Origin of the sequence: Dyadobacter koreensis (assembly GCF_900108855.1) — a bacterium.
GTDB classification, from domain to species: domain Bacteria; phylum Bacteroidota; class Bacteroidia; order Cytophagales; family Spirosomataceae; genus Dyadobacter; species Dyadobacter koreensis.
In genome coordinates, this window is sequence record NZ_FNXY01000004.1 from 256,587 (window position 1) to 281,511 (window position 24,925).

Sequence of the window (24,925 nt, forward strand, 5' to 3'; positions counted from 1 at the left end):
GGCTCTACAATCCCTTCATACTAAGCGCTATTCTTTTTCTGCCAAGATCAACTTCGCTAACCTTCACCGTCACGATTTGCTGGAGCTTGACAATTTCGTTGGGATCTTTTACATAGCGGTCAGCCATTTGAGAAAGGTGTACCAGCCCGTCCTGTTTTACGCCAACATCTACGAAAGCGCCGAATGCAGTAATATTCGTAACAATCCCCTGGAGGACCATGCCAACGCGTAAGTCCTCAGGTTTGCGTACAGCACTATCAAATTCAAATTTTTTCACTGGCGTCCTTGGATCGCGCGATGGTTTTTCAAGTTCCTGTAAAATATCCTTCAGCGTGGGAAGTCCAACAGTTTCAGTTACATAGAGCAACGGATTAAGTTGCTTTCTTAATTCCGGCTTTTGGACAAGGTCTTTTACCGTAGCGCCTAAGTCCTTTGCCATTCTTTCAATAATTGGATAACTTTCAGGATGTACCGCGCTGTTATCCAGTGGATTAGATCCATTTTCAATACGAAGAAATCCGGCAGCCTGCTCAAAAGCCTTAGCACCGAGGCGAGGCACTTTTAACAATTGTTGCCGCGATTTAAAATTGCCGTTTTTCGCGCGAAAATCCACGATATTCTGCGCCAGAGCGGGTCCCAGGCCCGAAACGTAACGCAATAAGTGCTTACTGGCCGTGTTGAGATTTACGCCTACGGAATTTACGCAACTTTCTACGGCTACATCCAAAGCATTCTTCAATGCATTTTGATCAACATCGTGTTGATATTGCCCCACACCAATAGATTTTGGATCAATTTTAACAAGTTCAGCCAGCGGATCCATCAGACGGCGGCCGATTGATACCGAGCCACGAACGGTGACATCTTTATCTGGAAATTCTTCTCGGGCAACGTCTGAAGCCGAATAGATCGACGCACCTTGTTCGCTGACCATAAAAAGACCGATCTCGTTTTCCTTGCCAGCCGATGACAAAAGTTTTTTCACAAAGTCTTCGGTTTCGCGTCCGGCTGTTCCGTTGCCGACAGCGATGGCTTCAATTTTATATTTCTGAATCAGATCTGATAAGGTCGTGTTGGCGTCATTAGATTTATCGAACGGATAAATCACTTTGTCTGCCAGGAGATTTCCCTGACTGTCGAGCACAACAACTTTGCAACCTGTACGGTAACCCGGATCGATTGCCAGAACATTTTTTTGTCCCAGCGGCGAAGCCAATAGTAATTGCCTTAAATTCTCTGTAAAAATCTGAATAGCATATTGATCCGCCCTTTCTTTGGACAGATTTGAAAATTCCGTCTCGATTCCTGGCTTTAGCAATCTTTTGTAGCTATCCGTAATGGCCAGTTCAAGTTGATCTTTACTTCCGGGAGTGCCTTTCAAAAAAATCCGGTCAAGGTTTTCTATTGCCTGATCTTCGTCCGGTGAAAGGTCTACGCTTAGAAAACCTTCCTCTTCACCCCGTCGTAACGCCAACAGCCTGTGAGAGGGTATTTTAGAAAGTGGTTCGGAGAAATCAAAGTAATCCCTATACTTCACTCCTTCTTCTTCTTTTTTCTTTTTGACCTTTGAAGTAATTACTGCCCCTCTTTGAAAAACCGAGCGAACCCTTCCTCGTGCATCCTGATTTTCGCTGATCCATTCGGCGATAATATCCCGGGCACCTTGTAATGCGTCTTCCACTTTCTCGACCTGACTATTTAAATAAGTCAGCGCCTGACGCTCAGGATCAGGTGTTTTACCTGAAAAAATCAGTTGCGCCAATGGTTCCAAGCCTTTTTCCACGGCCATTGATGCGCGGGTTTTTCTCTTTTGTTTGTAGGGTAAATAAATATCTTCAAGCTCAACAAGAGAATAAACGCCACTGATTTGTTTGCGAAGTTCAGGTGTTAATTTCCCCTGATCCTCAATGCTTTTCAAAATCGCCTCTCTCCGTTTCTCGACTTCCTGCTGTCTTGTATACGCATCTTTTATAGCACCAATCTGTACCTCATCAAGTCCACCCGTAGCTTCTTTCCGGTAACGAGAGATGAAAGGAAGCGTTGCACCTTCATCAAATAATTGTATTGTATTACGTACTTGTTTTTCTGAAATACTAGTCTGTTGGGCAATCAGGGGGTAATTCATAATTCGTTTTAACTGGTGATAATCCGGATCGTAAATGTAGTCAGTGATTTCAAAACAAACCCACAATTTTGAATTAAACAAAGAGATTTTAATTAATATAATGCACAAATTGCAGAATAGAAAACCTTAACCACAATTTATGAAATTCATTTATAGAAGCGTGATCGTTGCTTCACTTTGTGCAACGACCATTTTCACAGCCTCAAATGCGCAAAAAGTTTTAATGGAAACTGATAAAGGCAATATACAGATTGAACTGGATCCTGAAAACGCGCCGATCACATGTGAAAATTTCATGAGGTATGTGGACCAGAAAAAATATGACGGAGCAATTTTTTACCGTGTTGTACGACTCGATAATCAACCAGATAACAAAGTAAAAATTGAAGTAATTCAGGGAGGAGTTAAGGATGATACTACGAAAAACCTGCCTCCGATTTTTCACGAAACAACAAAAATTACAGGCTTAAAACATTTAAAAGGGACACTATCAATGGCCAGAACCGCGCCCGGAACTGCCGATTCAGAATTCTTTATATGTGTTACGGATCAGCAGGAACTTGATTTCGGGGGCAAAAGAAATGCTGATGGACAAGGATTTGCAGCTTTCGGAAAAGTAATTTCCGGGATGGAAACTGTTAACAAAATTCAATCCGGACAGACTGGATCGTCTGAAGCCGCACAAACCTTGAAAGAGCCTGTTAAAATTATCCGTATGGAAAGAATAAAGTAAACGATATCTATTTTTCATATAAATATCGTTTAAAAAGATTTATTGCAAGTTAAAAATCAGGAAGGTTCGCCATCTTTCGCAGGTACGTCATCCTCATTTTCCGTCTGGGGTCTAATATTTGTTCCCGGCACTACTTCTGGTGCATCCGTCCCTGGGATATCCGGAGTTGGATTCATGGGTGGCATAATCGTAGGATTTTGAGTATTCGGATAACTATCCGGCATCTGTTTATCCGGTATGTCGTTCATGATTGAACCGAACAAATCATTGTATTGAAATTCTAACATAATGTTTTTTAGTTTGTTGATGTTACAGGCTGTATATAAAAAACTATGCCGAATTTCGTCCCAGTAATCAGTCATCAACCCAAAAAGATAAAGTTTCAATTCAATGGAGCCCGGCATACACGCATTGAAAAAAGTGGAAGAAAAATTGAGAACTCTTGCCCCAATTTCAGACAACGAACTCGACGTTTTTTGTAAAAATCTGGTATTTAAGAGTTTTGAGAAAGGTGAATTTTTATGTCTGGAGGGGCAGGTGGAAAACTACATATTTTTTATCCTCCGAGGTGCTACGCGTAACTATTTCTCAAAAGATGGCAAAGAGTTTACAGTGGGATTTCATTTTGAGAACGAGTTTGTTTCGGCATATTATTCCCTTATTACCAGAGAACCATCTCCGTTTTCGATCGAGGTAATCGATCCTGTGCAAGCATTTGTTGTACCTCAAAAATTTCTTATCAGTTTTTATGATCAATATAAATCAGGAGAGCGAATAGGACGTTTGATTGCAGAAAAACAATATATCCAGCGAATAAGACGGGAGATGGATTTACTTTCGCTCACTGCCGAACAGCGTTATACTAACCTGTTAAAACAAAATCCGACATTGGTACAGTCAATTTCTGTAAAGCATTTATCTTCTTTTCTGGGAATTCAACCTGAAAGTTTAAGTCGTATAAGAAAGCAATACAGTCGAAACTAACATATGTTATTGTCTCTTAAATCTGATTTGGTCAAGTTTGTATAAACTAAAGAACCGTGTCATGATTGTTTTAATTGTACTATTTGCTGCTTTTACCACAAGTCTTGCCATCCAGAGAATAATTTCCGGTGATTGGCAAATGATAGAAAGTGGAAATATCGCAATGTTTGTTATGCTGCTATTCACTGCATTTGGACATTTCAAATTTTCGAAAGGAATGGAGAAAATGCTGCCGAAGTTTTCGCCGATGAAAAAAGAAATCATTTTCATAACTGGAATCTTCGAAATTCTGTGTGGTATTGCACTGCTGTTTCCTGATCGAAGATATACAAGCGGTATCCTTTTGATTCTGTTTTTTATCCTTATATTACCAGCAAATATTAAAGCCGCCATTGATCGTCTTGATTATCAAAAAGGTACATATGATGGAAATAGTACAAATTATTTATGGTTCCGTGTACCCATGCAGATCTTCCTGATTCTTTGGGTATGGTATTTTTCTGTAAGAGGTTATTAATGATTAAATCAAACTTCATGAATCTTCTCCGAATTGCCTTTTTTACAACATTTTCCATTCTCGTTTTCCAAAAAGGATTTGGTCAGGCAAGTAGCCATACCATAAGTATTAGTAATATTAAGGCTAAAAGGGGGAATTTGATGATTGGCTGGTATAACAGCGAGGCCAGTTACAATGAGAGAAATAATCCCATTTTCAAAAAGCTCGTTACCGTGAATCAGCAAAAAGAAGTAACCGTTGTGTTTGAGAAAATACCGGCAGGCAAATATGCGATTTCCATGTTTCTCGACGAAAACGGCAACAAAGAAATGGATACAAACTTTTTGGGAATCCCGAAAGAACAATATGGTTTTTCAAATAATGTCCTCCCGGCAACCCGGGCTGCAAATTTTGACGAAGCTTCCTTTGAAGTCAAAGATAATCCTTCCACAATTTCAATCCGTTTGAAATAGGTATTTAGCACAGTTATCTTAACTAGTCATGAAAATTATCTGATCGTGACCATGAAGAAAGAATGCAGCATAAAATAGTTGGACCTTTTGACACAGAAATTAAAATGCTCAATCTACAACAAGTAGATTGAGATGGAAACTAATTAGATCATAGGTTATATGCAGGTCAGGCGAGTCAGAGAACTGAGCAGGTTATAAGTATTGGTTTACGATCGATAAGTATTTATTTCCATAAAATAAATTACGCAACCATTGAATAAGCCAATTTTGAAATGACACTATACGGGTACTAACTTTCCCCAATAACATTATCAACGTTTTCATTTAGCGAAGAAACGTACCTAAACCTCCTGCAACTATGTTCTTCTTCTGGCTATTTTTCAGCATCGACGCGATTTTCGCATTGATAGTCTTTTACTTCCTGGGAGAAGGTCTCGTAGACCAAACAGTTTCAAGCAATAATTTAGGATCCTGGTTACTACTTGCGATGACACCTGTTATAGTTCTGGCAACGGGCCTCAGTCTTAAACACAAAAATAAGCTGTTGTGGGCAAAACTGGTTGTCTCACTTTTAGCTATTCCGGGTATAATTCTGAGCCTTTTTGCCTTATATCTGGGCAATCAAAACTGGCATTAATTTTTAAAACATTTCAGGGACAGACAGTTATCCAGTAATATTTACAATAAAGTCCCCAAGAAATTTGAGTTCTCCATTGACTTCCAAGCTCTTTGCATTGATATTTTGCCCAACGTCAATAATGTGTCCGGCATTCACAACTATTTTTTCACTAACGGTCGGCACTCTACCATTTGACCAGATTTCCGGATTAGCCCAGGCGCCCGAAGCGATTGTTTGTATGGTATCAGAAAATAACGAGGTAGTCTTGAAGTTTCTAAACAGAAGCTGATCCGTTTTCGATGGAACTGTTCCAAACCAATCATTAAGAATGTCCGAATAAACCCGGCGAAAATCAATTTGCATTTTGATATCTCTATTGGTTTCCCAGGATTGTGGATTAACAGGTAACAAGCCATTAACAAGATCCGGATTGGTGCCAATCACCTGTCTCTTTACACCTGTTCCAAAAACGAACATCGGTGCTCCGACACCATGGTCAGTACCCTTGGAGGCATTAGAAGTTGCTCTTCGTCCAAAATCTGAGAAAGTCATCCCAATAACCTTATCCTCCGTACCCTGCAACTTTAAATCATTCTGAAACGCAGCAATTCCATCAGAAAGTTTTTTTAATAATTGTGCATGCAAGCCTTCGGTATTATTTGTTCCTACCTGACCGGCGTGCGTATCAAAACCTCCGAGTTCCACATAATATATTTTAGATTTTAACCCGCCATGTATAAGTCTGGCAACGATTTTTAACTGCTCAGCCAACTCATTTGCGGCGGACGCTGCCGGATATGTTGCCAGATTTCTTCCGGCATTAGCCGCATTACGTATTTCTGATGCGTATCCAACCGCCAGGAGCTGCTGCTCTCTAACGTATGAAATAAGTTCGCCGGCATCGCAGCACGGCAGATCTGATTGGTTTGGTGTCTGAGTACCTATGAGCTGATAAAAACTGTCTGGATTACTTAACGTAATCCCCATAGACTGATTATCTCCAAGCAAAGTTGTAGTTCCCACATATCCAATCTGGACAGCCAGAGGATCTTCCATTTCTGCGTTTGGATAATTTTGAGGATAACCGGCGAAACGGTCATTCAAATATCTCCCGGCCCACCCGGCGGAAGAAAATTGATTTGCGTCCACACCGGTCATCCAGATATCCGAAGATCTTACATGTGATTGATTCGGACTTGGATAAGAAACTGAATGAACGATGGCAAGTTTCCCCTCATTGTATAACGCCTGCATTCCTGTCATTGATGGATGAAAACCAGTACCAGCATTCCCTGAAAGCCCAAGAACTCTATTTTCCGGAATAGCTATATTGCTACGCAAACCCATGTACTGCGAATAGTATTCTAGCGGAATTACTGTATTCAAACCATCATTTCCTCCACTCAAATAGATAATCACCAGAATTCTGTCTGAATTCAGGGCTTTCGTTTTCATTAAGGATTGAACTAATGCCGAATTTTTAGCTAATGACTTAACACCAAACCCATCAACCATGATCGGTAAAAGCATTGACGACGCTGCGGTAAGAAACTGTCTTCTTTTCATCAGATTAACATTAAAAAACTTGATATTCAGCCATTCTCAACATATACTTCATAAGCGATTGACAACGCCACAAAACTGGATTTTGCGCATCTCCATTATTCGGCGAAGTTCTGAAAGCGTTCAATTCAAATTTCCAAGAGGCCCTTGGAATATTGCGCATCATTATCGTATCGATAAGAAAGTTTTTTTGGCTTTGTGATAGCTCAATTGCAAATAAATTTCTGGAAAGTTCCTCAAATACAATCTCACAAGAAACGGCTTCGGTGCCGGCCACGTCACTAAAATTTGGCTGTATTTGTTTAATCCATTTTAAAAAATCCAGTCCAAGCATGTATCCTGGTTTTATCTCAAGCCAAGGATAAACCATCGCATCAGAATGTTGCCCACGAAGACCAAGCGTTGTTCCATTAATCCAGTTTTTCGAAAACCCTGTTTGATAATAGGGTACTGAGCCAAAAACCAATGGTTGATCTAAAAATCTCAATTGCATTTTTGACATAGCCCATTCCTGGAACTCCATCATCTTTCTGAACGCTGTATATTCTGTGGTGATATCTGGAACCGGCAAGTTGAAATGTCTTAACATACCGATCATAAATTCTGCCGGAGATTTTACGATTGCTCCAAAATTCTTTGATTCAAAGAAGATATCGCTTGTCAGCAATCGCTTAAGCACAGGTACTATCTGATAATTATTTCCAGAGCTCGCAAAAAAATTGGCCAGCGGAATAACCACATTATCTTCGATCTCTTGTGTTACATTAGGGTTTATATACCAGCGGTATAATTTCCTGCAAATAAACCTCGGTGTTTGAGGATGATTAAGAAGCATCGTGGTTAAATCTGTAAGTTCGGCATCGCCTGCTGTCGAGCCACTTCTTCCTGCTATGGTTACGTTATTATATTTGGCCGAGAAAGATTTATTTTCCGTGTCGTGTCGTGCAGGCGTAAAAACCGATCCGAATGTAGTAGATCCCTCCACCCACAGGTTGTTGACTTGCCAGCCAGTCAACACGCGTGCAGCAGCCTTTACATCATCTTCTGTATAGTTTGCATTTCCTGCGAAATCCTTCTGCCCAACCGTAAAAAGTTCTTGCAATTCCCGGCCATAATTTTCATTCGGGCTTTCTTTGCTGTTTTCATTTCCATTTTGAAAAACCAGCATTCCAGGATCCTTGGTGATACCAATGACAAGTGTTCGAAAATTACTCATAGCGTTGTCTCTGACAAACCGCAAGTAACGGTCTGTGAAGCGATAATCACCAGTAGAAGAATGCGTTACAACAAAGTGATTTTGCCAAAAAGCGCTCAGCTTTTCCAGAACGGACGGATGACCATTCTGTTCGGTCATTAATCCAATCCACCAATATCTAATAAAGAGAAAATAATCGTATGTCCGATCTCCATAAAAGGGCTTCGTTAAAAACTCTTGTCCAGCATCCGCCCTCGTTTCATCCATTTCTACGGGAGGTGGCGGCGAAGCGCGGTATGTGGCATTACTAATGAGCAGATCAACTGCCTCTGTTGCAGTCTTACCTGTAAAGTCCACTATTTCCTGATTTGTAGGACCGAATGTTGCACGCCGAAGCAAATGAGCCGCGGTACTTGCCGTTAACGGAGTGGTATATGTATTCAAATAGGCCATAATATTCCAGGCTTGTTACTTTGTTACTAAGATCTTTTGGGTGCTGTATGTACCGTTTTCCAATATAACCTGGACGAGATAAAGTCCTGATGTTAAACCTTTAACATCTATGCCACCAGCGGGAATTGAGGATGCGGAGAATACACTGTTACCCAGGGAATTTCTGAGTGTTATACCTTTAACAGCGGATTTATCTGAGAGCTTCAAAAATAGCTTATCAGAAACAGGATTGGGATAAAATATAGCAGCAATGCCTTCCAGGTTAACACTTTCGATTCTACTGTAAGCGAAAGTTCCATCCCGGTCTACCATTTTTAAACGGTACAAATTTTCTCCGGTAACCGGAGTTACATCAAAATAACTGTATTCGATACTGGTAGAACTTTGGCCCGCAGCGTCAATACGCCCCTTTTCAATCCAGGTTTTACCGTCAACACTATGTTGAATTTCAAATCGTTGGCTGTTTTCTTCCGATGTTGTCCGCCAATCAAGCCGTACTTTTGAAGCATCATCAAGCGAAACCTTAAAGCTGATTAGCGTTACGGGTAATGGTGTGGACGTTCCCGCAGCGAGGGTGTAAATACTGTACGTATTTGGTACGATACTAGCACTCGACGTTATAGAACCAGATGTTAGTGTGCTGCTTCCTCCCAGTAAAGATGATTGATCAACGACCGAGTTTATTTTTTCCCAGCGTCCGTTCCCTGAATTCCAGCCTACGATCGTCAAAACATCAAGAACGCTTCCTGTAAGCAAACCTACGTTACTGGCTGCATTCCAGGTAAGCGTAATTCGCGTGGGGTTGGTGCCATCTATGTCCCAAAACTCTCTCGGGCTCACCGAGGCGACCGAATTTTCTTTAAGGGAGATATTAAAAGGTCCACCCGATGGTACGGCAGCTCCATTCGGATTTTCAAGAAAATAAGCACCCGTCGTCCCATCAGCTGCTGCCGCAAACGGACGATAAATGTTGTTATCACCAACCGGAAAAATAAAATTGGTAGAGCCAAATTTCTTAACGTAACCGTCTATATGTTTGGCGTCACTTATCCCGCTGACGACCGACGAAGTTGAAAAACTGACCACTCCGATCGGAGCCGTTCTCTTTGTAACCACAATTCCACTTTGTGCTAATGCGGCTTGTGTAGTAAACAATAAGGCACATCCTGCCAAAACCTTAATCTGCTTGTAAATCCTTTCCATTACGTTGAGATGCACGCTTTTGTTATTAATGGGTTAGCTGCGCCTGGAATAGTTAGAAATACTTCTACAAAAAGTATACCAAAACTACGATTAAGCAATTTTAATCCTTAAATAATATTCTACAAATTTTAAAAAAATATTTACACAAATATATGTAATAATATTTCTACAAGTCAATACAATTAATTACAAACATTGTGCAAAGACACAACAAAGAGCCAAACGGTGTAAAAGCTTTACACAGACCTTTGCTCAACATCGACTTGTTGATTTTTTAGAACGGACAGATTGGATGGGATTACAATACCATGCGAAACTAGGAAGAAAATCGGAGCAAAAAATTTTTATTATTTAAAAATTTTTAAAATTCGCACGGATTGCAATATGATTTTACAAAATTAGATTATTCTTAGCAGGAAAGTAAAAGAAAACAATTTTCAGAGGTACTGGAATACAAGTTCTACATATCGTGTTGTATTAAAAACATACAAGTAGTCATGAAAAATTTAAAAATTGGAATTCTGGATCAGTCTGTCGTAAGAAATCAGGACGATGTACGAGGCGCTATTTTGGAAACTGTTGAGACTGCGAAACTTGCGGAAGAACTTGGATATAGTCGCTTTTGGGTTTCTGAACATCATAATTCCACGTTTATTGCAGGTTCAGCTCCCGAAATGCTGATGGTTAAGCTTGCTGATTCTACAAAACATATTAGAATCGGATCCGGCGGTATCATGCTCCCCAACCATAGTGCTTTAAAAGTGGCCGAGAACTTCAGGATGCTTGAAACGCTTTTCCCTGGAAGAATTGACCTGGGTATGGGAAGAGCGCCTGGAACAGACCGAATTACTTCGTCCCTTCTAAATCCCTCGAATGATTTTAGTGAACCCGCCTATATCAGGCAGCTCGAACACCTGCAACACTTTTTTCAGGATACGGCAGGAACAGAACGTGGTTTTATCTATGCCACTCCGCAATCTGCAACAATTCCAATGCAATGGATACTAAGTTCGAGTGGCGGGAGCAGTAAAATTGCTGCCAGATTTGGACTCGGACTCGCGGTTGCTAAATTTATAAACGGATTTGCAAACCCAGAAGTCGTTGACACTTACAGGAAACACTTCCGGCCATCACATCAATATGAGCAGCCTCATGCGATGCTTTCGATATTTCTGATTTGCGGTGAGACTGAGCAAGAGGCAAGGTTAATGAGGAAAATGATGGATTATATTTTGATTGAATTCGAAAAAGGAAAGTTCGGACCTTTCCCAAATAGTAATGTGGTGAAAAATTACAATTTCACATCAGGAGAGCTTGAACGTGTAAAGTACAATAGCGGAAGGATCATTTCAGGTACGAAGGATGACGTGAAAGAGCAGCTTACGAAACTTGCCAATGATTTTGATGTTGATGAAATTATCATTTCGACGATGACAGATAGCTTTGAAAGCAGAAAACGTTCATTTGAATTAGTAGCCGAAGTATTTAATTTGAATAAATTTGCCAATTGAAATAATCAATTTGCCATGAACCGCTTCGACCGAATAACCGCCATACTCATCCAACTTCAATCCAGAAAAATTGTTAAAGCCCAGGATCTCGCCGAAAGATTTGAGATCAGTTTGCGGACAGTCTATCGCGATATGAATACACTTGCAGAAGCCGGCGTACCCATAATTGGTGAAGCGGGTGTTGGCTATTCGATCATGGAAGGTTATCGTCTCCCTCCCGTCATGTTTACGAAGGAGGAAGCCAGAACTTTCATCACAGCGGAAAAACTGATGGAAAAATTTACAGATTCATCTACCAGGTCTCACCATCAGTCAGCGATGTTTAAGATAAAATCCGTACTTAAAAGTGCGGAAAAAAACCTGTTGGAAGATATGGAGCAACATATCGAAGTAAGGCACCAACGTGAAGCATTTAATCCTACCCTCAACAATACTCTTGAAATTCTTTTAAAAGGAATTTCTGAAAAAAAAGTGATACGACTACAGTATTCAGCATTTAATACGGATGACATAACCAGTCGGGAAATCGAACCAATAGGAATTTACCATGAGCATAATTACTGGTATGTTGTTGCATTCTGTTTATTAAGAGACAATTATAGAAACTTCAGATGTGATCGAATGTCGAAAATTGAGCTGACAGATTCGATTTTCAGCAGACAACATGCTTCGCTGAAAGATCATCTTGCTAGTATACCGAAACTTGAAAACCTTCAGCTGATCATTCTTAGAGTAAAAAAACAAATCCTCCGGTATATCCAGGAACAAAAACACTACTACGGATTTGTTTCCGAAAAGAAAGTTGGTGACGATTACGAAATCACTTTTCTAAGTGCCTCTCTTGATGGATTCGCCAGATGGTTTGTGATGTTTGCCGAATTCGCCGTCATTGTACAGCCTTCCGGTCTTTCAGACCATATAAAAAAAAGACTGACGTTTCTTATCAATAATCTCAAAGATTGCTGAGACACTGCTGACATACTGTTGTCATGGCGCTTCGCTTACTTTGTCATGCATTAAAACAGAAACGATCATGTCAAGGGAATCAGCACAACTATCACTGGAAAGTAGCCTCACTTATTTGACATCAAACTTTGCCTCATACAATTATCGGGCTAATAAAACAATTGTGGAATGGCTAAAAAACAGGCCTGCCGAACTTATCGGGAAAGAAATATCGTCAAACTTCACTTCGTTGAAACAATCACTTACATCTATACAGGAACAAAGACCGAACGATATTCAATCATAAGAGGCAGGTTCCCATGTTACAGGCAATCACCGTGATACGGCTAATCCTGCGCGTTCCCAAACCAAAACACCAATAGGGATATTTTGAACTAAAATCTCCCGAATTACTTTTCTATCTGAAAGTAAATGTAACAATCAGATGGAAAAACGTACCAATAGATACCGTTTTCAGCTAGAATATCTGTCAAGTTCAAAGGAGGAAACTGCGCTTCCGGAAGCATTGGACCTGGAATTCGAAAATCATGATAACATCTTTCAGATTGTTGAAATTTTGAAAGAAAAAAATCCTTTTGGAGACGAGAAACAAGCTGTGGAATTTGCAATAGGCTTAAAAATGTTCAGTGAAATCATGATTAAAAATAAAAGTAACCCCCTGTTTGAAGAAATGCTTCCTGCTTTCAGGATTTTTATGAGAAAGCTGAAATCGTTGTAGTTTTTAAATAAAACTGGTTTGTTCTATCTTCAAGGCGGCCAATTTTATTCCTACCTATGCACAAAGTCTCTTCAAAATTTCTTTTCACAATTTTTACGTTATTCGCGGTGCCGTCGTGCCGTAACGCGAATGTTGTTAATCATTTGAAGCTCAATATTTCCAGCCAGTATTGTTCCCCTACCGCTCCCCACACATACAATCCAGATTTCCTTCCACTTACAAACACAGACTCTATTTTGGTCAACAGCCATGGGCTGGCTAAGACGATGTCGGACCATGATATTTTGATGGCTAATGCAACAGGAACGCTTGGCTTGGCCAACCAGATTCTGGAAGCCAAGAAAGATTCATCTGTAACGGGACGGCTAAAACTGTTGGAAATCAGCAGCCGTATTCAGAATCATCTGCTATTACTAACCACCGAAATTTCCGGAATATCTGCAGAACTGGACTGTGAAGGTGAGCGTGCAGATCTTTTTGCTAATTATCTGGATAATATGAATGATAAGAGAACTGCAAGGCTGACGGGAGCTTCCATCGTTATTGGGGCACTGGCGACAGTAGCGGCAGTGGCGGTCAGTAAAAATTCTGCGCAAAACGTTATAAGTATAAGCGGCGGGCTTGTTTCAGCCGGACTTGGAATTCTCACCATTAAACCGGCGGGTAAAAAAATCAAATATATCCACGACCGCAATGTTTTGGAAGATATATGGTTTGAACCAGAAAAGTCATCAGTCTATTCGCCTTTCCTTTGGTATATTTTAAGGGATAAGCATTTCAGTAACAGCCAAAAGGAACCACTTGTTCAAACCACAAAAGCAAGATGGAAAAAATTCGAGCTAGACAATGATACGGATGACAAAACTGTGCAGCTTTTATTTAAAAAGGGCGGAGTATACGATGCAGACAAATTGCATACGCGCGCTACCATGCTGAATCAACTACAATCCACGATCCGATCGGTCGATCAGGACATGCAGAGCCTGATTTCGTCATTGAACCGGATTCAATACGAAAGGTAAAACATTACCAAATATGAAAGCTCTACAAATAATGGCTATTTCCGGAAGCTTGCGAAACAATTCTTCCAACACCAATATCTTAAAAGCCATAGCCGGGCTCGCACCGGAAAATGTGGTCATCCATCTTTATGAAGGACTTGATAAACTTCCTCATTTCAATCCGGACGTCGATGAAAAAAACGGCTATGTAGCTGATTTTCGCAATAAAATCGACTCAGCGGATGGAGTAATTATCTCCACGCCCGAGTATGCATTTGGTATTCCCGGAGTTTTGAAGAATGCTTTGGACTGGATTGTTTCAACTGGCGAATTAAATGAAAAACCCGCGGCTGCTATAAGCGCGTCGCCATTAAACACAGGTGGTGAAAATGCGCTGACCTCTCTCCTTTTAACGCTCACTGCACTCGGTACCATAAGAAATAAATTTTCTTCATTAGCCATCCCGAATATTAAAAGTAAACTAGACGCATCTGGTACCATTATCGATAATCAGCTGGCAGAATCTTTAAACAAACTCCTTGAAAATCTTCTTGATCTGATTGAAGTAAAACAGTCATAATAAAAGTGCCTGGTGTGATAACTTTGAGTTACCGCCAGGCACATTTTAAATTATAAAAATATTACAAATTTTCCAGGAAAGGGATACTTGGTGCAAAAAAGTATTCGCCACCTTTCATGGTAACAAATTGCTCTACAGTCAAAGGTGTCCTTGTGTCAGCGCCGTAGTCCGAAGGGAAATTGTAGTTTCTCGGTGGAGGATTCGTTACGTGCGGATGCCCAATAATAATGTCCACGCCTGTATCATCGGGTTTCGGAATTGGTGGGAAAGATGCATTATTCGACCATGCATTTTGAATAAATTCAAACTGATTTTCAATACTCCGCTGGTAACTCATAAAAAGCAGACCGACACCGCCAGTCGGCATTTGAGCATGAATTGGATCGAGGGCTGTATTGACATTTCGGTGCCCAAACGGAATCCCCCGACGTGCCATAATGTGACTTTTATGATCGTCACCGTTAAAAAAATCATGTCGCGGATTCGTCTTTCTTACATGTGCAAAATGAGGACATTTTCCACCGCTCGGGTCCGAAGAGTAATCAAAATTATTGTAACCTCCACTATTTATCATTCCTTCCTCATCGGTCAAAACCACCGGCGAACCATCCTCAAATCTTCCCACGATGTAAGCTCCGCCTAAATCGCCCAATCCGAGATTTTTCTCAGCCTCTTTAAATTCCTTTACGTTTTGTTCCAATTTTCTGAACACGAAAAAACTTCCAAAAGAATTATTTCCGGCCTCATAAGGATCTTCAATCAATACCAGATCCGTATCGGCTGTCGGGTCAAAATGTGCTGTCCCCAAGTCTGTTATACCATGATCCGCAACGTAATCGTCTACTTCATCTTTAAGAAATAGTGGCTGACTTATCCCGTCTACATAACCAAAATGTTCCAAACCATCGCCATTCGCATTTCTGATGGCACTCCCATATTCGACCGTATTTATTTCTGCAAAAAATTCCAGCTTAACCAGAAGTTCTTTCGCTAGCTTACCCATTTTTAAAGCGTCATCATCAGCAATGAGCAGCATGGCATGAATATCGCCGGCAAGCCCCTCCTCCCATTGCTGCGGATCCGGGTCCTGATTTATATCCAGTCTGTTTTTCATTCCCGCATTAAATGCAGCATCTTCGAACCGGTCTTCTACGTCGCCGAAACCAAGATATTTGTATCCACCGGGAGTCAGATAAAATGAGCAAAATACATTTCCGGGAGTCTTATGCTTTTTAAAAAGATCACGCTCCTTCAGCTGTTGTCTAAAACTGGTTAGGTTTTCTGCCGCAAGAGTTTTGATCCAGTCTCTCGCATCCTGCTCATAACCTACTCTAAAATGCATAAAAACATGCGTGGTGTGATCTCTGCCATGACCTTTTAAAATATTACCCTGTAACTTTTTTAAAAAATCGTTCTGCGCAAAATCTCTTTGATCGATCAATCTCATTGGGATTAAAGTTTATGGTGATAATTATGAAGAATGCCCGGCCAACAGGATTTCCGCCCGAAAACTTTAATCCTGCCAGCTTGATTCTTTAGTCGTGATGAAGAACCTCCGGGCAAACAAAATTTTCACACATAAGCAATTAATTACCAATTATTTAAGTAACTATCAAACACAAAAAAAGGTGACTAAAATCTCAGTCACCCTCTTCGTTCTATAAAAAATACTACTCAGTTATACCTTCCAAGGCGAACATAAAGGCATATTGTAAGGCAATCTCTTTCAGATATTCAAAACGACCTGACGCGCCACCGTGTCCGGCTTCCATATTCGTTTTTAAAAGAAGAACATTCTGATCAGTCTTGTGTGTGCGAAGCCTGGCGACCCATTTCGCCGGCTCGAAATACTGAACCTGGCTATCGTGCAAGCCAGTCGTAACGAGCATATTGGGATAATCCTTTCTCTCAACATTATCATACGGCGAATACGATTTCATATATTCGTAAGAATCCTGGTTTTTAGGATTTCCCCACTCGTCAAACTCATTCGTCGTCAATGGAATATTTTCGTCTAGCATTGTTGTTACAACATCTACAAAAGGAACATCTGCTAAAACTCCGCGCCATAAGTCGGGACGTAAATTTGTGATAGCTCCCATAAGCAGCCCTCCCGCACTTCCGCCTTCTGCAAACAGATGCTGAGGTGTCGTATATTTTTCAGCAATCAAAAATTCAGCACAGCTGATAAAATCAGTGAAGGTATTTTTCTTCTTGAACAATTTCCCGTCTTCATACCACTGACGGCCCATTTCCTGTCCACCGCGAACATGGGCGATTGCAAAAATAAATCCACGATCCAGCAGGCTGAGGCGGTTTGTACTAAAACCTGCATCCATACTGTTTCCATACGATCCGTAAGCATACAACAACAAAGGAGCATTTCCGTCCAAGGAAATTCCCTTTTTATAAACCAGCGAAATCGGGATCTTTAAATCGTCGTGAGAAGTTGCATACAACCTTTCAGTCAAATACAGCTCCGGATTGTATCCACCGACAACCTCCTGTCTTTTCAACAACGCTTTCTCTTTCGAAATCATATGATAGTCATACGTAGAACCCGGCGTAGTCAGCGAGGTATAATAGTAGCGCAGCGTCTCACTGGTATATTCCGGATTTGAGCCAATGTAGGCGGCATATGCAGGCTCACCAAAATCTACATAATATTCTGTGTTTGCTTCAATACTACGTATGCGCAATTGCAGCAATCCATTTTTCCTTTCAGTTACAACAAGATACTTTTCAAACACTTCGATACCTTCGATTAAAACATCGGCACTCGCAGGTATCACTTCCTTCCAGTTTTCAGCCCCGGTTTTTTCAAGCGGCGTTTCCATCAGTTTGAAGTTAAGTGCATCCTGATTTGTAACGATTAAAAACTTATCATTCTGGTGATCGACGTCATAAATAACATCTTTTATCCGGGGTTGGAAAACTTCAAAATTGCCCTCAGGAAAATCGGCATTCAAAATAAAATATTCAGATGAAACTGTCGCCGAAGAAGCAATCATGATATACTTCCCTGATTTGGTTTTTCCTACTCCGATATAGTTGCTGTTATCTTGCTCCTTATATACAACGGTATCATTTTCAGACGATTGCCCAAGCGTATGCCGCTTAATCTCTTCACTTAGCAGTGTTTTAGGATTTGTCGCAGTATAGAAAAGCGTACGGTTGTCATTTCCCCAAACAGAGCCTCCGCTCGTTGGAAAGATCGAATCAGGAAATATTTCCCCCGTTTCTAAATTTTTAATGTAGATCGTGTATTGTCTTCTGGAAACAGTATCTACACCATATGCAAGCAATTTATTATCGGGGCTGATATTGAAACCCGTTGCAGAATAATATGGATAATCTTTTGCGAGCGCATCGACATCTAAAAGAATCTCTTCGTCGGAATCCAGGCTTCCTTTCTTTCTGCAATATTTATAATACTGCTGTCCCTCCTCGCTTCTGGTATAATAAAAATATCCATTTTTGAACACTGGAACCGACTCGTCTTTTTCCTTAATTCGACCCTTCATTTCAGCAAACAAATCAACTTGAAACTGGCTTGTGCCTTCCATCATCTTTTGGGTATAGGCGTTTTCCTCATTGAGATATTCAACGACTTTTTCACGATCAGGACCCTCGCTAAAAAAATCTGCCATCCAGTAATATTCGTCGATACGCACGTCACCATGCATTCCGGTATCGTAAGGTTTTTGCACTGCCACAGGAGACTTCGCGACAGGCCAGTTGTATGTTTTACTCACTGAAATAAAGTTTATATCAAAAATAGATAACGACGAAAATGATTAAAAAAATTCGGGTTTTTTAATTTTTACTGCCCCGCCTGACAAGAAAACTGCCGGCTCCTGGAAGGAACCGGCAGTTTTTTAAAATTATTTGTTGGTTTCCAACATTAATCTTTGATATTGAACAGGACCTTTGCTTCCTCGTAAGTCAGGCCTTCATAATTCATACGAATGGCTTGTCCACCCGGAACTACAATATAGCGGAACTGATAAGCCGTAGAAGGTTCTACCGTTGCAGCAATCGGTGTCGACCAGATTCTTAAAGTATTAATTTGGAGCGTGTAATCAATATATTCCTCTGTAAACTGAGATTTCAACGTCACCGGAAGCTGGCGGACATAGTTGTCAGACGTGTTCACTTTTGCGTAAACCAGAACAAGTCCTTTATCCAAAACATCCTGTGTAATTCTTGGGGCCGCAATGTCGATATACGAACGTAAAAGGCTGTTGTATGTCGTTTTACTCCAAGTACCGGCTGCTGCCCAGCTAGAATAAAATACATTTGCACTTCCTGCCGGCCCAGTCGGCCCTGCGGGTCCGGTTGCTCCTGGCGTCCCCTCTCCCGCAGGCCCCGCGGGACCTTCCGGACCTTTACAACCCTGCATAAATACTAAACCGATTAACAAGATGGCTAGGGTAAATTGTTTTTTCATTGCGTTCATTTCTCTTTTTACTGACGTTTTTCCATTGAAAAATAAGGCGAAGATGCTGATTTGAACGGTCATAAGCAAAAAATGACTTTGAATTAGGCAGAAGTTAGCCAGAAAATAAGCCGGGTTACATTATCTTTGGTTTTCGTTTACAAAAAAATCTTATGGAGAAACCCACCCAAAAGCTATTTTTACTCGACGCCATGGCGTTGATTTACCGTGCTCATTTTGCTTTTATCAAAGCCCCCAGGATTACCTCGAAAGGGCTGAATACCAGTGCTGTATTTGGCTTCACAAACACACTTCTGGAAGTTTTACAAAAGGAAAAACCGACGCACATTGGTGTAGCTTTTGATACTTCCGCTCCCACATTCCGACATATTGAGTATCCGGCCTACAAGGCCCAGCGTGAAGCGCAGCCCGAGGACATCACTGTTGCGATTCCCTATGTAAAAAAATTGCTTGAAGCCATGTGTATTCCCATCCTGATCATGGACGGTTTTGAGGCTGATGATATTATAGGAACGATCGCTAAGGAAGCTTCAAAAGCAGGGTTCGAGGTTTTCATGATGACACCGGATAAGGATTTTGGTCAGCTTGTTGAGGAGCACGTACATATATACAAACCCGCATTCATGGGTAAGGGTGCAGAGAAATTAGGGATTAATGAGGTACTAGACCGCTGGCAGATCAAACGTATTGATCAGGTAATTGATATGCTTGGTTTGATGGGAGATGCTGTCGATAATATTCCGGGGATTCCGGGTGTTGGGGAAAAAACAGCACAAAAGCTTATCGCTGAATACGATACAATTGAAAACCTTATCCTTCACGCTGATGAAATCAAAGGAAAACTTGGTGAAAAAGTTCGGGAATTTTCCTCCCAGGCGATTCTGAGCAAGCAGCTGGCCACAATCGATATAAAAGTTCCGGTACCGTTTGACGCCGAAGATCTGACAATTTGCGGGGCAAACCGGGACAAGGTCAATGCTCTTTTTGATGAGCTTGAATTTAAAACACTTCGTCAAAGAATTTTAGGAAGTGATGCGCCTGCCACAACCCCAACGGCTCCGCAGCTTAAAGTTGTCGATAAAAAAGGCCAATACGACTTATTTGGCAACCCAGCTGCTGCCGAAATTGCCGTTCCTACCCAACAAGACCGGGATATTTCCAATTTCGAAGCGTCTGGTGAAGATGGGGAAGAATTAGAAATAACCAGCACTCCAAGGAAAACAATAGACAATACTTTTCACCGATATCACACCATTGATACGCCGGAGACCATGACTAGTCTTGCTCAATACCTGAGCTTGCAAACGGCTTTTTGTTTCGATACTGAAACCACCGCGCTGGAAACTATTGATGCGGATCTTGTCGGGCTTTCGTTTTCATACGTTCCAGGTGAAGCATTTTACGTCCCCATTCCTGCCGACAAAGGGCAGGCACAGGAAATTGTAGAATATTTCAGAGAAGTATTTGAAAATGAAGCCATTGAAAAGATAGCTCAGAATATCAAGTATGATATTCTTGTTCTTAAAAATTACGATATCGAAGTAAAAGGAAAACTTCATGATACAATGCTGGCCCATTATCTGCTCGAACCGGATAAGCGTCATGGTATGGACATTCTGGCCGAAACCTATCTGAATTATGAACCCGTTTCGATTACTTCACTCATTGGTAAAAAAGGAATAAAACAGGGCAACATGCGCGATGTTTCTATTCCGGAGGCAACGCAGTATGCAGGGGAAGACGCAGATATCACATTGCAGCTTCACAAAATTTTCGCAAAAGAACTGCCAAAATACAATGCGCAAAAACTGTTTGAAAAAGTAGAAATGCCTCTGGTTCAGGTACTCGCTTCGATGGAAAACACAGGCGTAAGACTTGACTCCAACGCTCTGGCCGAAATGTCGCTGGTTTTGGAAAATGATTTGCGGAAAACAGAATCGGAGATTTTCGAGATTGCGGGACAATCTTTCAACATCGGCTCTCCGAAGCAGTTAGGCGAGGTACTTTTCGATAAAATGAAATTGATCGATAAGCCTAAAAAAACGAAAACAGGCCAGTACGCGACGGGAGAAGAGATATTGTCTGAATTAGAAGGTCAATTCGAAATTGCCCGCAAAATTCTTGATTATCGTGAATTACAAAAGTTAAAATCAACTTATGTCGATGCCCTGCCTACACTGGTTAGTCCTCGGACGGGGCGTATACATACCTCTTATAACCAAGCAGTTGCAGCGACAGGCCGTTTGAGTTCAACGAATCCGAACCTTCAAAATATTCCGATCCGTACGCCGCGCGGAAGAGAGATCAGAAAAGCATTTATCCCTGATAATGAGGATTTTCAGATTTTGTCTGCAGATTACTCTCAAATAGAATTGCGCATCATGGCGGCCTTCAGCGAAGATGCAAGTATGATTGAAGCTTTTAACCAGGGGCGCGACATTCACGCTACGACCGCGAGTAAAGTTTTCAAAGTTGAACTTCCCGACGTTACTTCGGATATGCGTAGAAAAGCAAAAATGGTCAATTTTGGTATCATTTATGGTATTTCCGCGTTTGGACTAGGACAACGTTTGTCCATCCCGCGTGGTGAAGCAAGCGAAATTATTAAGGCATATTTTGAAGAATTCCCTGCTGTAAAACGTTACATGGACAAAGTGGTTTTTGACGCCCGCGACCAGCATTACGTCGAAACGATCCTAGGACGCAGAAGATACCTGCCCGATATTAATTCAAGAAATCAGACCAATCGGGGTTTTGCAGAACGAAACGCAATTAATGCTCCCATTCAGGGCTCAGCCGCAGATATGATCAAGGTCGCGATGATTAACATCCACGATTTTATCAAACAGGAAAAACTGCGCTCGCGAATGATCCTGCAAGTGCATGATGAACTGGTATTTGATGTGCATCGTGACGAAATAAGTCTGATCAAAGAAAAAGTAGACGAACTTATGCGTACTGCGATTCCATTGCAGGTTAAAATGGAAACGGGAATTGGTATCGGTGCAAACTGGCTTGAAGCGCATTAACAGGAAAAAAGAATACAAACCAATGAAATGTCCGGCCAGTTTGCCGGACATTTTTTGTAACAATAAGAAGGGTTCAGGAAAAGAGCCAGCTGTTTCTTACCAGATCAAATTTTCCGCATATTTGTAGGCGCTACCGGTATTCAGCAACAAGATGGTATCATCCGGGCTGATCCATTTATTCGCAATTGCCTTTCTCATCGCAGGCAACAGCGCACCTCCCTCTGGTGCTACGAACAAACCTTCTTTTCTGGCGAGTATTTTGACACCATCAAGCAATTCCTCTTCCGAAACGGAAACGGCGAAACCCTTTGATTCCGAAAGGACTTCCAGAATTTGTTTTTCCGCGAAGGGAGACGGAACGGCAAGTCCGTTCGCCATAGAGGGTTTGGCGCGGTAAGCAGAGGCATTCTCATGCTTACCTTCGAATGACCAAACCATAGGCTGGCAGTTCTCAGTCTGAACTGCAATAAGCTTTGGGAATTTGCCGGTAATCCATCCGGCCGATTTCATTTCATGAAATGCTTTCCACAAACCAATTAGGCCAGTACCTCCCCCGGTTGGGTAGAAAATAACATCGGGTAAGGTCCAGTTCATCTGCTCAGCGATCTCAAAACCCATCGTTTTCTTTCCTTCCAGGCGATACGGTTCCTTCATCGTGGAAACATCAAAATATCCTTTTTCTGCCTTGATTTGGGCAACCAGTTTGCCGCAATCATTAATAAGACCGTCTACCAAAATTAGCTCAGCACCAAAATACCGGCACTCCTGCTTGAATATTTCTGGCGTATGGCGCGGCATGACGACAGTCACTTCAATATTTGCCTTTGCACAGTAGGCTGCGAGAGCTCCACCTGCATTTCCGGCTGTTGGAACAATACATTTTGTTATTCCTAATTCCTTCATTTTAGACACTGCAACAGCCTGTCCGCGTGCCTTAAAAGAGCCGGTTGGGTTTAGGGATTCGTCTTTTAATAATAATTTACTGGTACCGGTAAATTTTGCAAGATTGTCAAGAGACAACAGAGGCGTCATTCCCTCTCCTAGCGTGATGACATTTGCAGGATCAAGGACGGGCAGAAATTCAAAATAACGCCACAAAGAAGCTGGGCGCTCTTTTAAAAGATTTTTATCAACGAAGTCGGAAAAATCATATTTTGCATAGAGCGGAGCTTTCCATCCTTCTTTTTCGTTATCGCAAAATGTCTGTATCTGTTTATGATCAAATTTTTCTTTACTGACTGCGCATTCAAGATGTGCTATATGGGAGTTTAAACTGACCGTGGTTTTCATGACTTCTGGCGTTACTTTTCTCCAAAAGTATGCTTTGAATCATATCAAAACCAATGCTTTTTTACTATACGCTATAACATTTCATTATGACCCTGTAAAGCGAAACGTACAAAAGCCTGGGCAAAAGGATCGCTTTCCGAACCATGGCGCTGGATGAAGAAAAATTGTCTCCGAATATTTAAATTATCAATAAAAACCTGTTTTAACGTCCCTGCGCTCAATTCCTTCTGAACAGACCGCAAAGGCAGAAAACCCAGGCAATTATCTACCAGAAGAAAGTTCTTCAAAGCTTCTGTCCCACCGAGGGAAATATTATTCCGAAGATCTGAAAGTTTCATATGTACCTCTTCCAGTGCAGCTTTAACAGAATCCAGCGTACCGGAACCCCGCTCGCGTAAGGCCACAGGATAGTGTTTCAATTCTTCCAGCGAGATTGAATCCCGGTAACAAAGTTCGCTTTTTGGGGAACAAACAGCGACAACTTCGTCCGAAAGAAAGTATCGGTAACTGACTGCCGTTGTCTTGGTCTGACCTTCTATAATCCCGAGATCTATTTCATTGTTTCCCAGCGCTTTCAAAACATTTTCTGAATTGCGGTTAAGCAAGGTAATTCTGACATTCGGGTGCCGTTGGCGGAAAGCTGACAAAATTTCAGGAATAATATAAAGTGCAACTGTTGTGCTGGCTCCCAGGCGGAGCTCTCCCTTGGCATTGTACTCGTCCAGCTGGGTACTTAAAGCATAATCCAGCCTTATCTGAACTTCCTTTGCCTGTCGCAAATGATCGAGCAGCAAATTTCCCGGAACTGTCAGCTTAACACTATTGCCTACCCGTTCAAATAAACTGGTACGATACAGTTCCTCCAATGCCTTGATATGTCTGCTTATAGCAGGTTGACTAAGATTTAAAACCTGACTCGCCCGCGTAAAACTGAGGTGATTAGCCACTTCAAAAAAAACTTCGTGCCGGAAAGATATCATAGGTGATGCAGATGAAACGTTCAAATATATTTCTTTTGGTTTATTATTCCTGAAACCCTGATGTTTTCCAACCAATTAAGATGGCAGACTGTCCTGTTTTTATTATGAATAAAAAACTGATGTTATGAAAACGATTTTTCTTTTCCTGTCTCTGACTGTGTTGACCGCAGGGTGCGAATCTGAAAAAGATATATCTCCATCTGAAATCTGGTCGGCGGGCTGCGCGACTTTTGCCCCGTACGAAAAAGAATATCGTCTCTCCGGGATGTGTTGTAAGTATTTGGTCGTTCCCAAAATTAAAATCAAAAAAGATAATACATTTTCTGCCGCTGCAAAACTCTACACCTACAACGGTTCCGGCTTTGAGGACTTTTCCGTAACGCTGAATGGAAGGTTATCAGAAGATAGAAAATCTTTGGACCTGAATTACAGAATCAATGGAACGACTGAATCATTTGCTTTAAAAGCAGGCGGCGCGACGGCCTCATGTTATTGCGGATGCGACTAATTTATGATACTTTTGAACAATCTGTTGTTCTTCTAAATT

Annotated in this window: 23 protein-coding genes; 13 read left to right on the forward strand and 10 right to left on the reverse strand. The window is 41.3% G+C overall.

Going from position 1 to position 24,925, the window contains the following annotated elements; translation table 11 throughout:
• Positions 1-4 precede the first annotated feature (4 nt).
• Complete coding sequence (locus BMY70_RS13340; RefSeq protein ID WP_090336481.1) at positions 5-2,125, reverse strand: Tex family protein; 2,121 nt, start codon at positions 2,123-2,125, stop codon at positions 5-7.
• 139 nt (positions 2,126-2,264) lie between these two features.
• Between BMY70_RS13340 and BMY70_RS13345 the strand changes: the two genes are divergently transcribed.
• Positions 2,265-2,858, forward strand: a complete 594-nt coding sequence (locus BMY70_RS13345) for a peptidylprolyl isomerase (RefSeq protein WP_090335695.1) — start codon at positions 2,265-2,267, stop codon at positions 2,856-2,858.
• A 56-nt stretch (positions 2,859-2,914) separates the two neighbouring features.
• On the opposite strand, the gene BMY70_RS13350 is transcribed toward BMY70_RS13345, so the two are convergent.
• Positions 2,915-3,145 (reverse strand): hypothetical protein, encoded by a 231-nt coding sequence (locus BMY70_RS13350; protein WP_143072093.1) that lies wholly within the window; start codon positions 3,143-3,145, stop codon positions 2,915-2,917.
• 103 nt (positions 3,146-3,248) lie between these two features.
• Here BMY70_RS13350 and BMY70_RS13355 point away from each other — a divergent pair, with 103 nt between their 5' ends.
• The 4 genes from BMY70_RS13355 (at position 3,249) to BMY70_RS13370 (ending at position 5,448) form a co-directional block, all read left to right on the forward strand.
• Entirely contained in the window at positions 3,249-3,842 is a 594-nt protein-coding gene (locus tag BMY70_RS13355) for a Crp/Fnr family transcriptional regulator (protein WP_090335697.1), read from the forward strand.
• A gap of 61 nt (positions 3,843-3,903) precedes the next feature.
• On the forward strand, positions 3,904-4,359 hold the full coding sequence (locus BMY70_RS13360) for a DoxX family protein (RefSeq protein ID WP_090335698.1): 456 nt from the start codon (positions 3,904-3,906) through the stop codon (positions 4,357-4,359).
• 17 nt (positions 4,360-4,376) lie between these two features.
• Positions 4,377-4,811, forward strand: coding sequence for a DUF2141 domain-containing protein (locus BMY70_RS13365; protein ID WP_218148626.1), 435 nt, complete (start codon positions 4,377-4,379; stop codon positions 4,809-4,811).
• Between the two features lie 358 nt (positions 4,812-5,169).
• On the forward strand, positions 5,170-5,448 hold the full coding sequence (locus tag BMY70_RS13370; RefSeq protein WP_090335700.1) for a hypothetical protein: 279 nt from the start codon (positions 5,170-5,172) through the stop codon (positions 5,446-5,448).
• 27 nt (positions 5,449-5,475) lie between these two features.
• On the opposite strand, the gene BMY70_RS13375 is transcribed toward BMY70_RS13370, so the two are convergent.
• From BMY70_RS13375 to BMY70_RS13385, 3 genes are read right to left on the reverse strand one after another with little or no spacing between them, the layout of a single operon-like run.
• A complete protein-coding gene (locus BMY70_RS13375) occupies positions 5,476-6,996 on the reverse strand; it encodes a DUF1501 domain-containing protein (protein ID WP_090335701.1) in 1,521 nt (506 codons plus the stop codon).
• Positions 6,997-7,006: 10 nt separating this feature from the next.
• Complete coding sequence (locus tag BMY70_RS13380) at positions 7,007-8,641, reverse strand: DUF1800 domain-containing protein (RefSeq protein ID WP_090335702.1); 1,635 nt, start codon at positions 8,639-8,641, stop codon at positions 7,007-7,009.
• A 15-nt stretch (positions 8,642-8,656) separates the two neighbouring features.
• Positions 8,657-9,844 (reverse strand): T9SS type A sorting domain-containing protein, encoded by a 1,188-nt coding sequence (locus BMY70_RS13385; protein WP_090335703.1) that lies wholly within the window; start codon positions 9,842-9,844, stop codon positions 8,657-8,659.
• A gap of 497 nt (positions 9,845-10,341) precedes the next feature.
• On the opposite strand from BMY70_RS13385, the gene BMY70_RS13390 reads away from it, so the two are divergent.
• The 6 genes from BMY70_RS13390 to BMY70_RS13410 all read left to right on the forward strand — a co-directional run bounded on the left by BMY70_RS13390 (position 10,342) and on the right by BMY70_RS13410 (position 14,620).
• The gene (locus BMY70_RS13390; protein WP_090335704.1) at positions 10,342-11,355 is read left to right on the forward strand and encodes an LLM class flavin-dependent oxidoreductase; all 1,014 of its coding nucleotides are present in this window, start codon (positions 10,342-10,344) and stop codon (positions 11,353-11,355) included.
• Between the two features lie 15 nt (positions 11,356-11,370).
• Positions 11,371-12,321 carry a helix-turn-helix transcriptional regulator gene (locus BMY70_RS13395; protein WP_090335705.1) on the forward strand — a complete coding sequence of 317 codons (951 nt, stop codon included), beginning with the start codon at positions 11,371-11,373 and terminating at the stop codon, positions 12,319-12,321.
• Positions 12,322-12,388: 67 nt separating this feature from the next.
• Positions 12,389-12,607: a hypothetical protein gene (locus BMY70_RS30670; RefSeq protein ID WP_143072095.1), complete on the forward strand. Its 219-nt coding sequence runs from the start codon at positions 12,389-12,391 to the stop codon at positions 12,605-12,607.
• A 138-nt stretch (positions 12,608-12,745) separates the two neighbouring features.
• Complete coding sequence (locus BMY70_RS13400) at positions 12,746-13,039, forward strand: DUF3861 domain-containing protein (RefSeq protein ID WP_090335706.1); 294 nt, start codon at positions 12,746-12,748, stop codon at positions 13,037-13,039.
• Between the two features lie 56 nt (positions 13,040-13,095).
• Positions 13,096-14,061, forward strand: a complete 966-nt coding sequence (locus BMY70_RS13405; protein WP_143072096.1) for a hypothetical protein — start codon at positions 13,096-13,098, stop codon at positions 14,059-14,061.
• 13 nt (positions 14,062-14,074) lie between these two features.
• Positions 14,075-14,620, forward strand: a complete 546-nt coding sequence (locus BMY70_RS13410; protein WP_090335708.1) for an NADPH-dependent FMN reductase — start codon at positions 14,075-14,077, stop codon at positions 14,618-14,620.
• A 61-nt stretch (positions 14,621-14,681) separates the two neighbouring features.
• On the opposite strand, the gene BMY70_RS13415 is transcribed toward BMY70_RS13410, so the two are convergent.
• From BMY70_RS13415 to BMY70_RS30895, 3 genes are all read right to left on the reverse strand, one after another.
• Positions 14,682-16,067 (reverse strand): Dyp-type peroxidase, encoded by a 1,386-nt coding sequence (locus tag BMY70_RS13415; protein ID WP_090335709.1) that lies wholly within the window; start codon positions 16,065-16,067, stop codon positions 14,682-14,684.
• A gap of 223 nt (positions 16,068-16,290) precedes the next feature.
• A complete protein-coding gene (locus BMY70_RS13420; RefSeq protein ID WP_090336485.1) occupies positions 16,291-18,306 on the reverse strand; it encodes a S9 family peptidase in 2,016 nt (671 codons plus the stop codon).
• Between the two features lie 218 nt (positions 18,307-18,524).
• Entirely contained in the window at positions 18,525-19,142 is a 618-nt protein-coding gene (locus BMY70_RS30895) for a collagen-like triple helix repeat-containing protein (protein WP_090335710.1), read from the reverse strand.
• 89 nt (positions 19,143-19,231) lie between these two features.
• On the opposite strand from BMY70_RS30895, the gene polA reads away from it, so the two are divergent.
• Complete coding sequence (gene polA / locus BMY70_RS13430; protein ID WP_090335711.1) at positions 19,232-22,108, forward strand: DNA polymerase I; 2,877 nt, start codon at positions 19,232-19,234, stop codon at positions 22,106-22,108.
• Between the two features lie 96 nt (positions 22,109-22,204).
• Here the strand turns inward: polA and BMY70_RS13435 are convergent, their stop codons facing one another.
• The gene (locus BMY70_RS13435) at positions 22,205-23,398 is read right to left on the reverse strand and encodes a threonine synthase (protein WP_090335712.1); all 1,194 of its coding nucleotides are present in this window, start codon (positions 23,396-23,398) and stop codon (positions 22,205-22,207) included.
• 71 nt (positions 23,399-23,469) lie between these two features.
• A complete protein-coding gene (locus BMY70_RS13440; RefSeq protein WP_090336487.1) occupies positions 23,470-24,378 on the reverse strand; it encodes a LysR family transcriptional regulator in 909 nt (302 codons plus the stop codon).
• Positions 24,379-24,502: 124 nt separating this feature from the next.
• On the opposite strand from BMY70_RS13440, the gene BMY70_RS13445 reads away from it, so the two are divergent.
• Positions 24,503-24,886 (forward strand): hypothetical protein, encoded by a 384-nt coding sequence (locus tag BMY70_RS13445; RefSeq protein WP_090335713.1) that lies wholly within the window; start codon positions 24,503-24,505, stop codon positions 24,884-24,886.
• Positions 24,887-24,925: the final 39 nt, after the last annotated feature.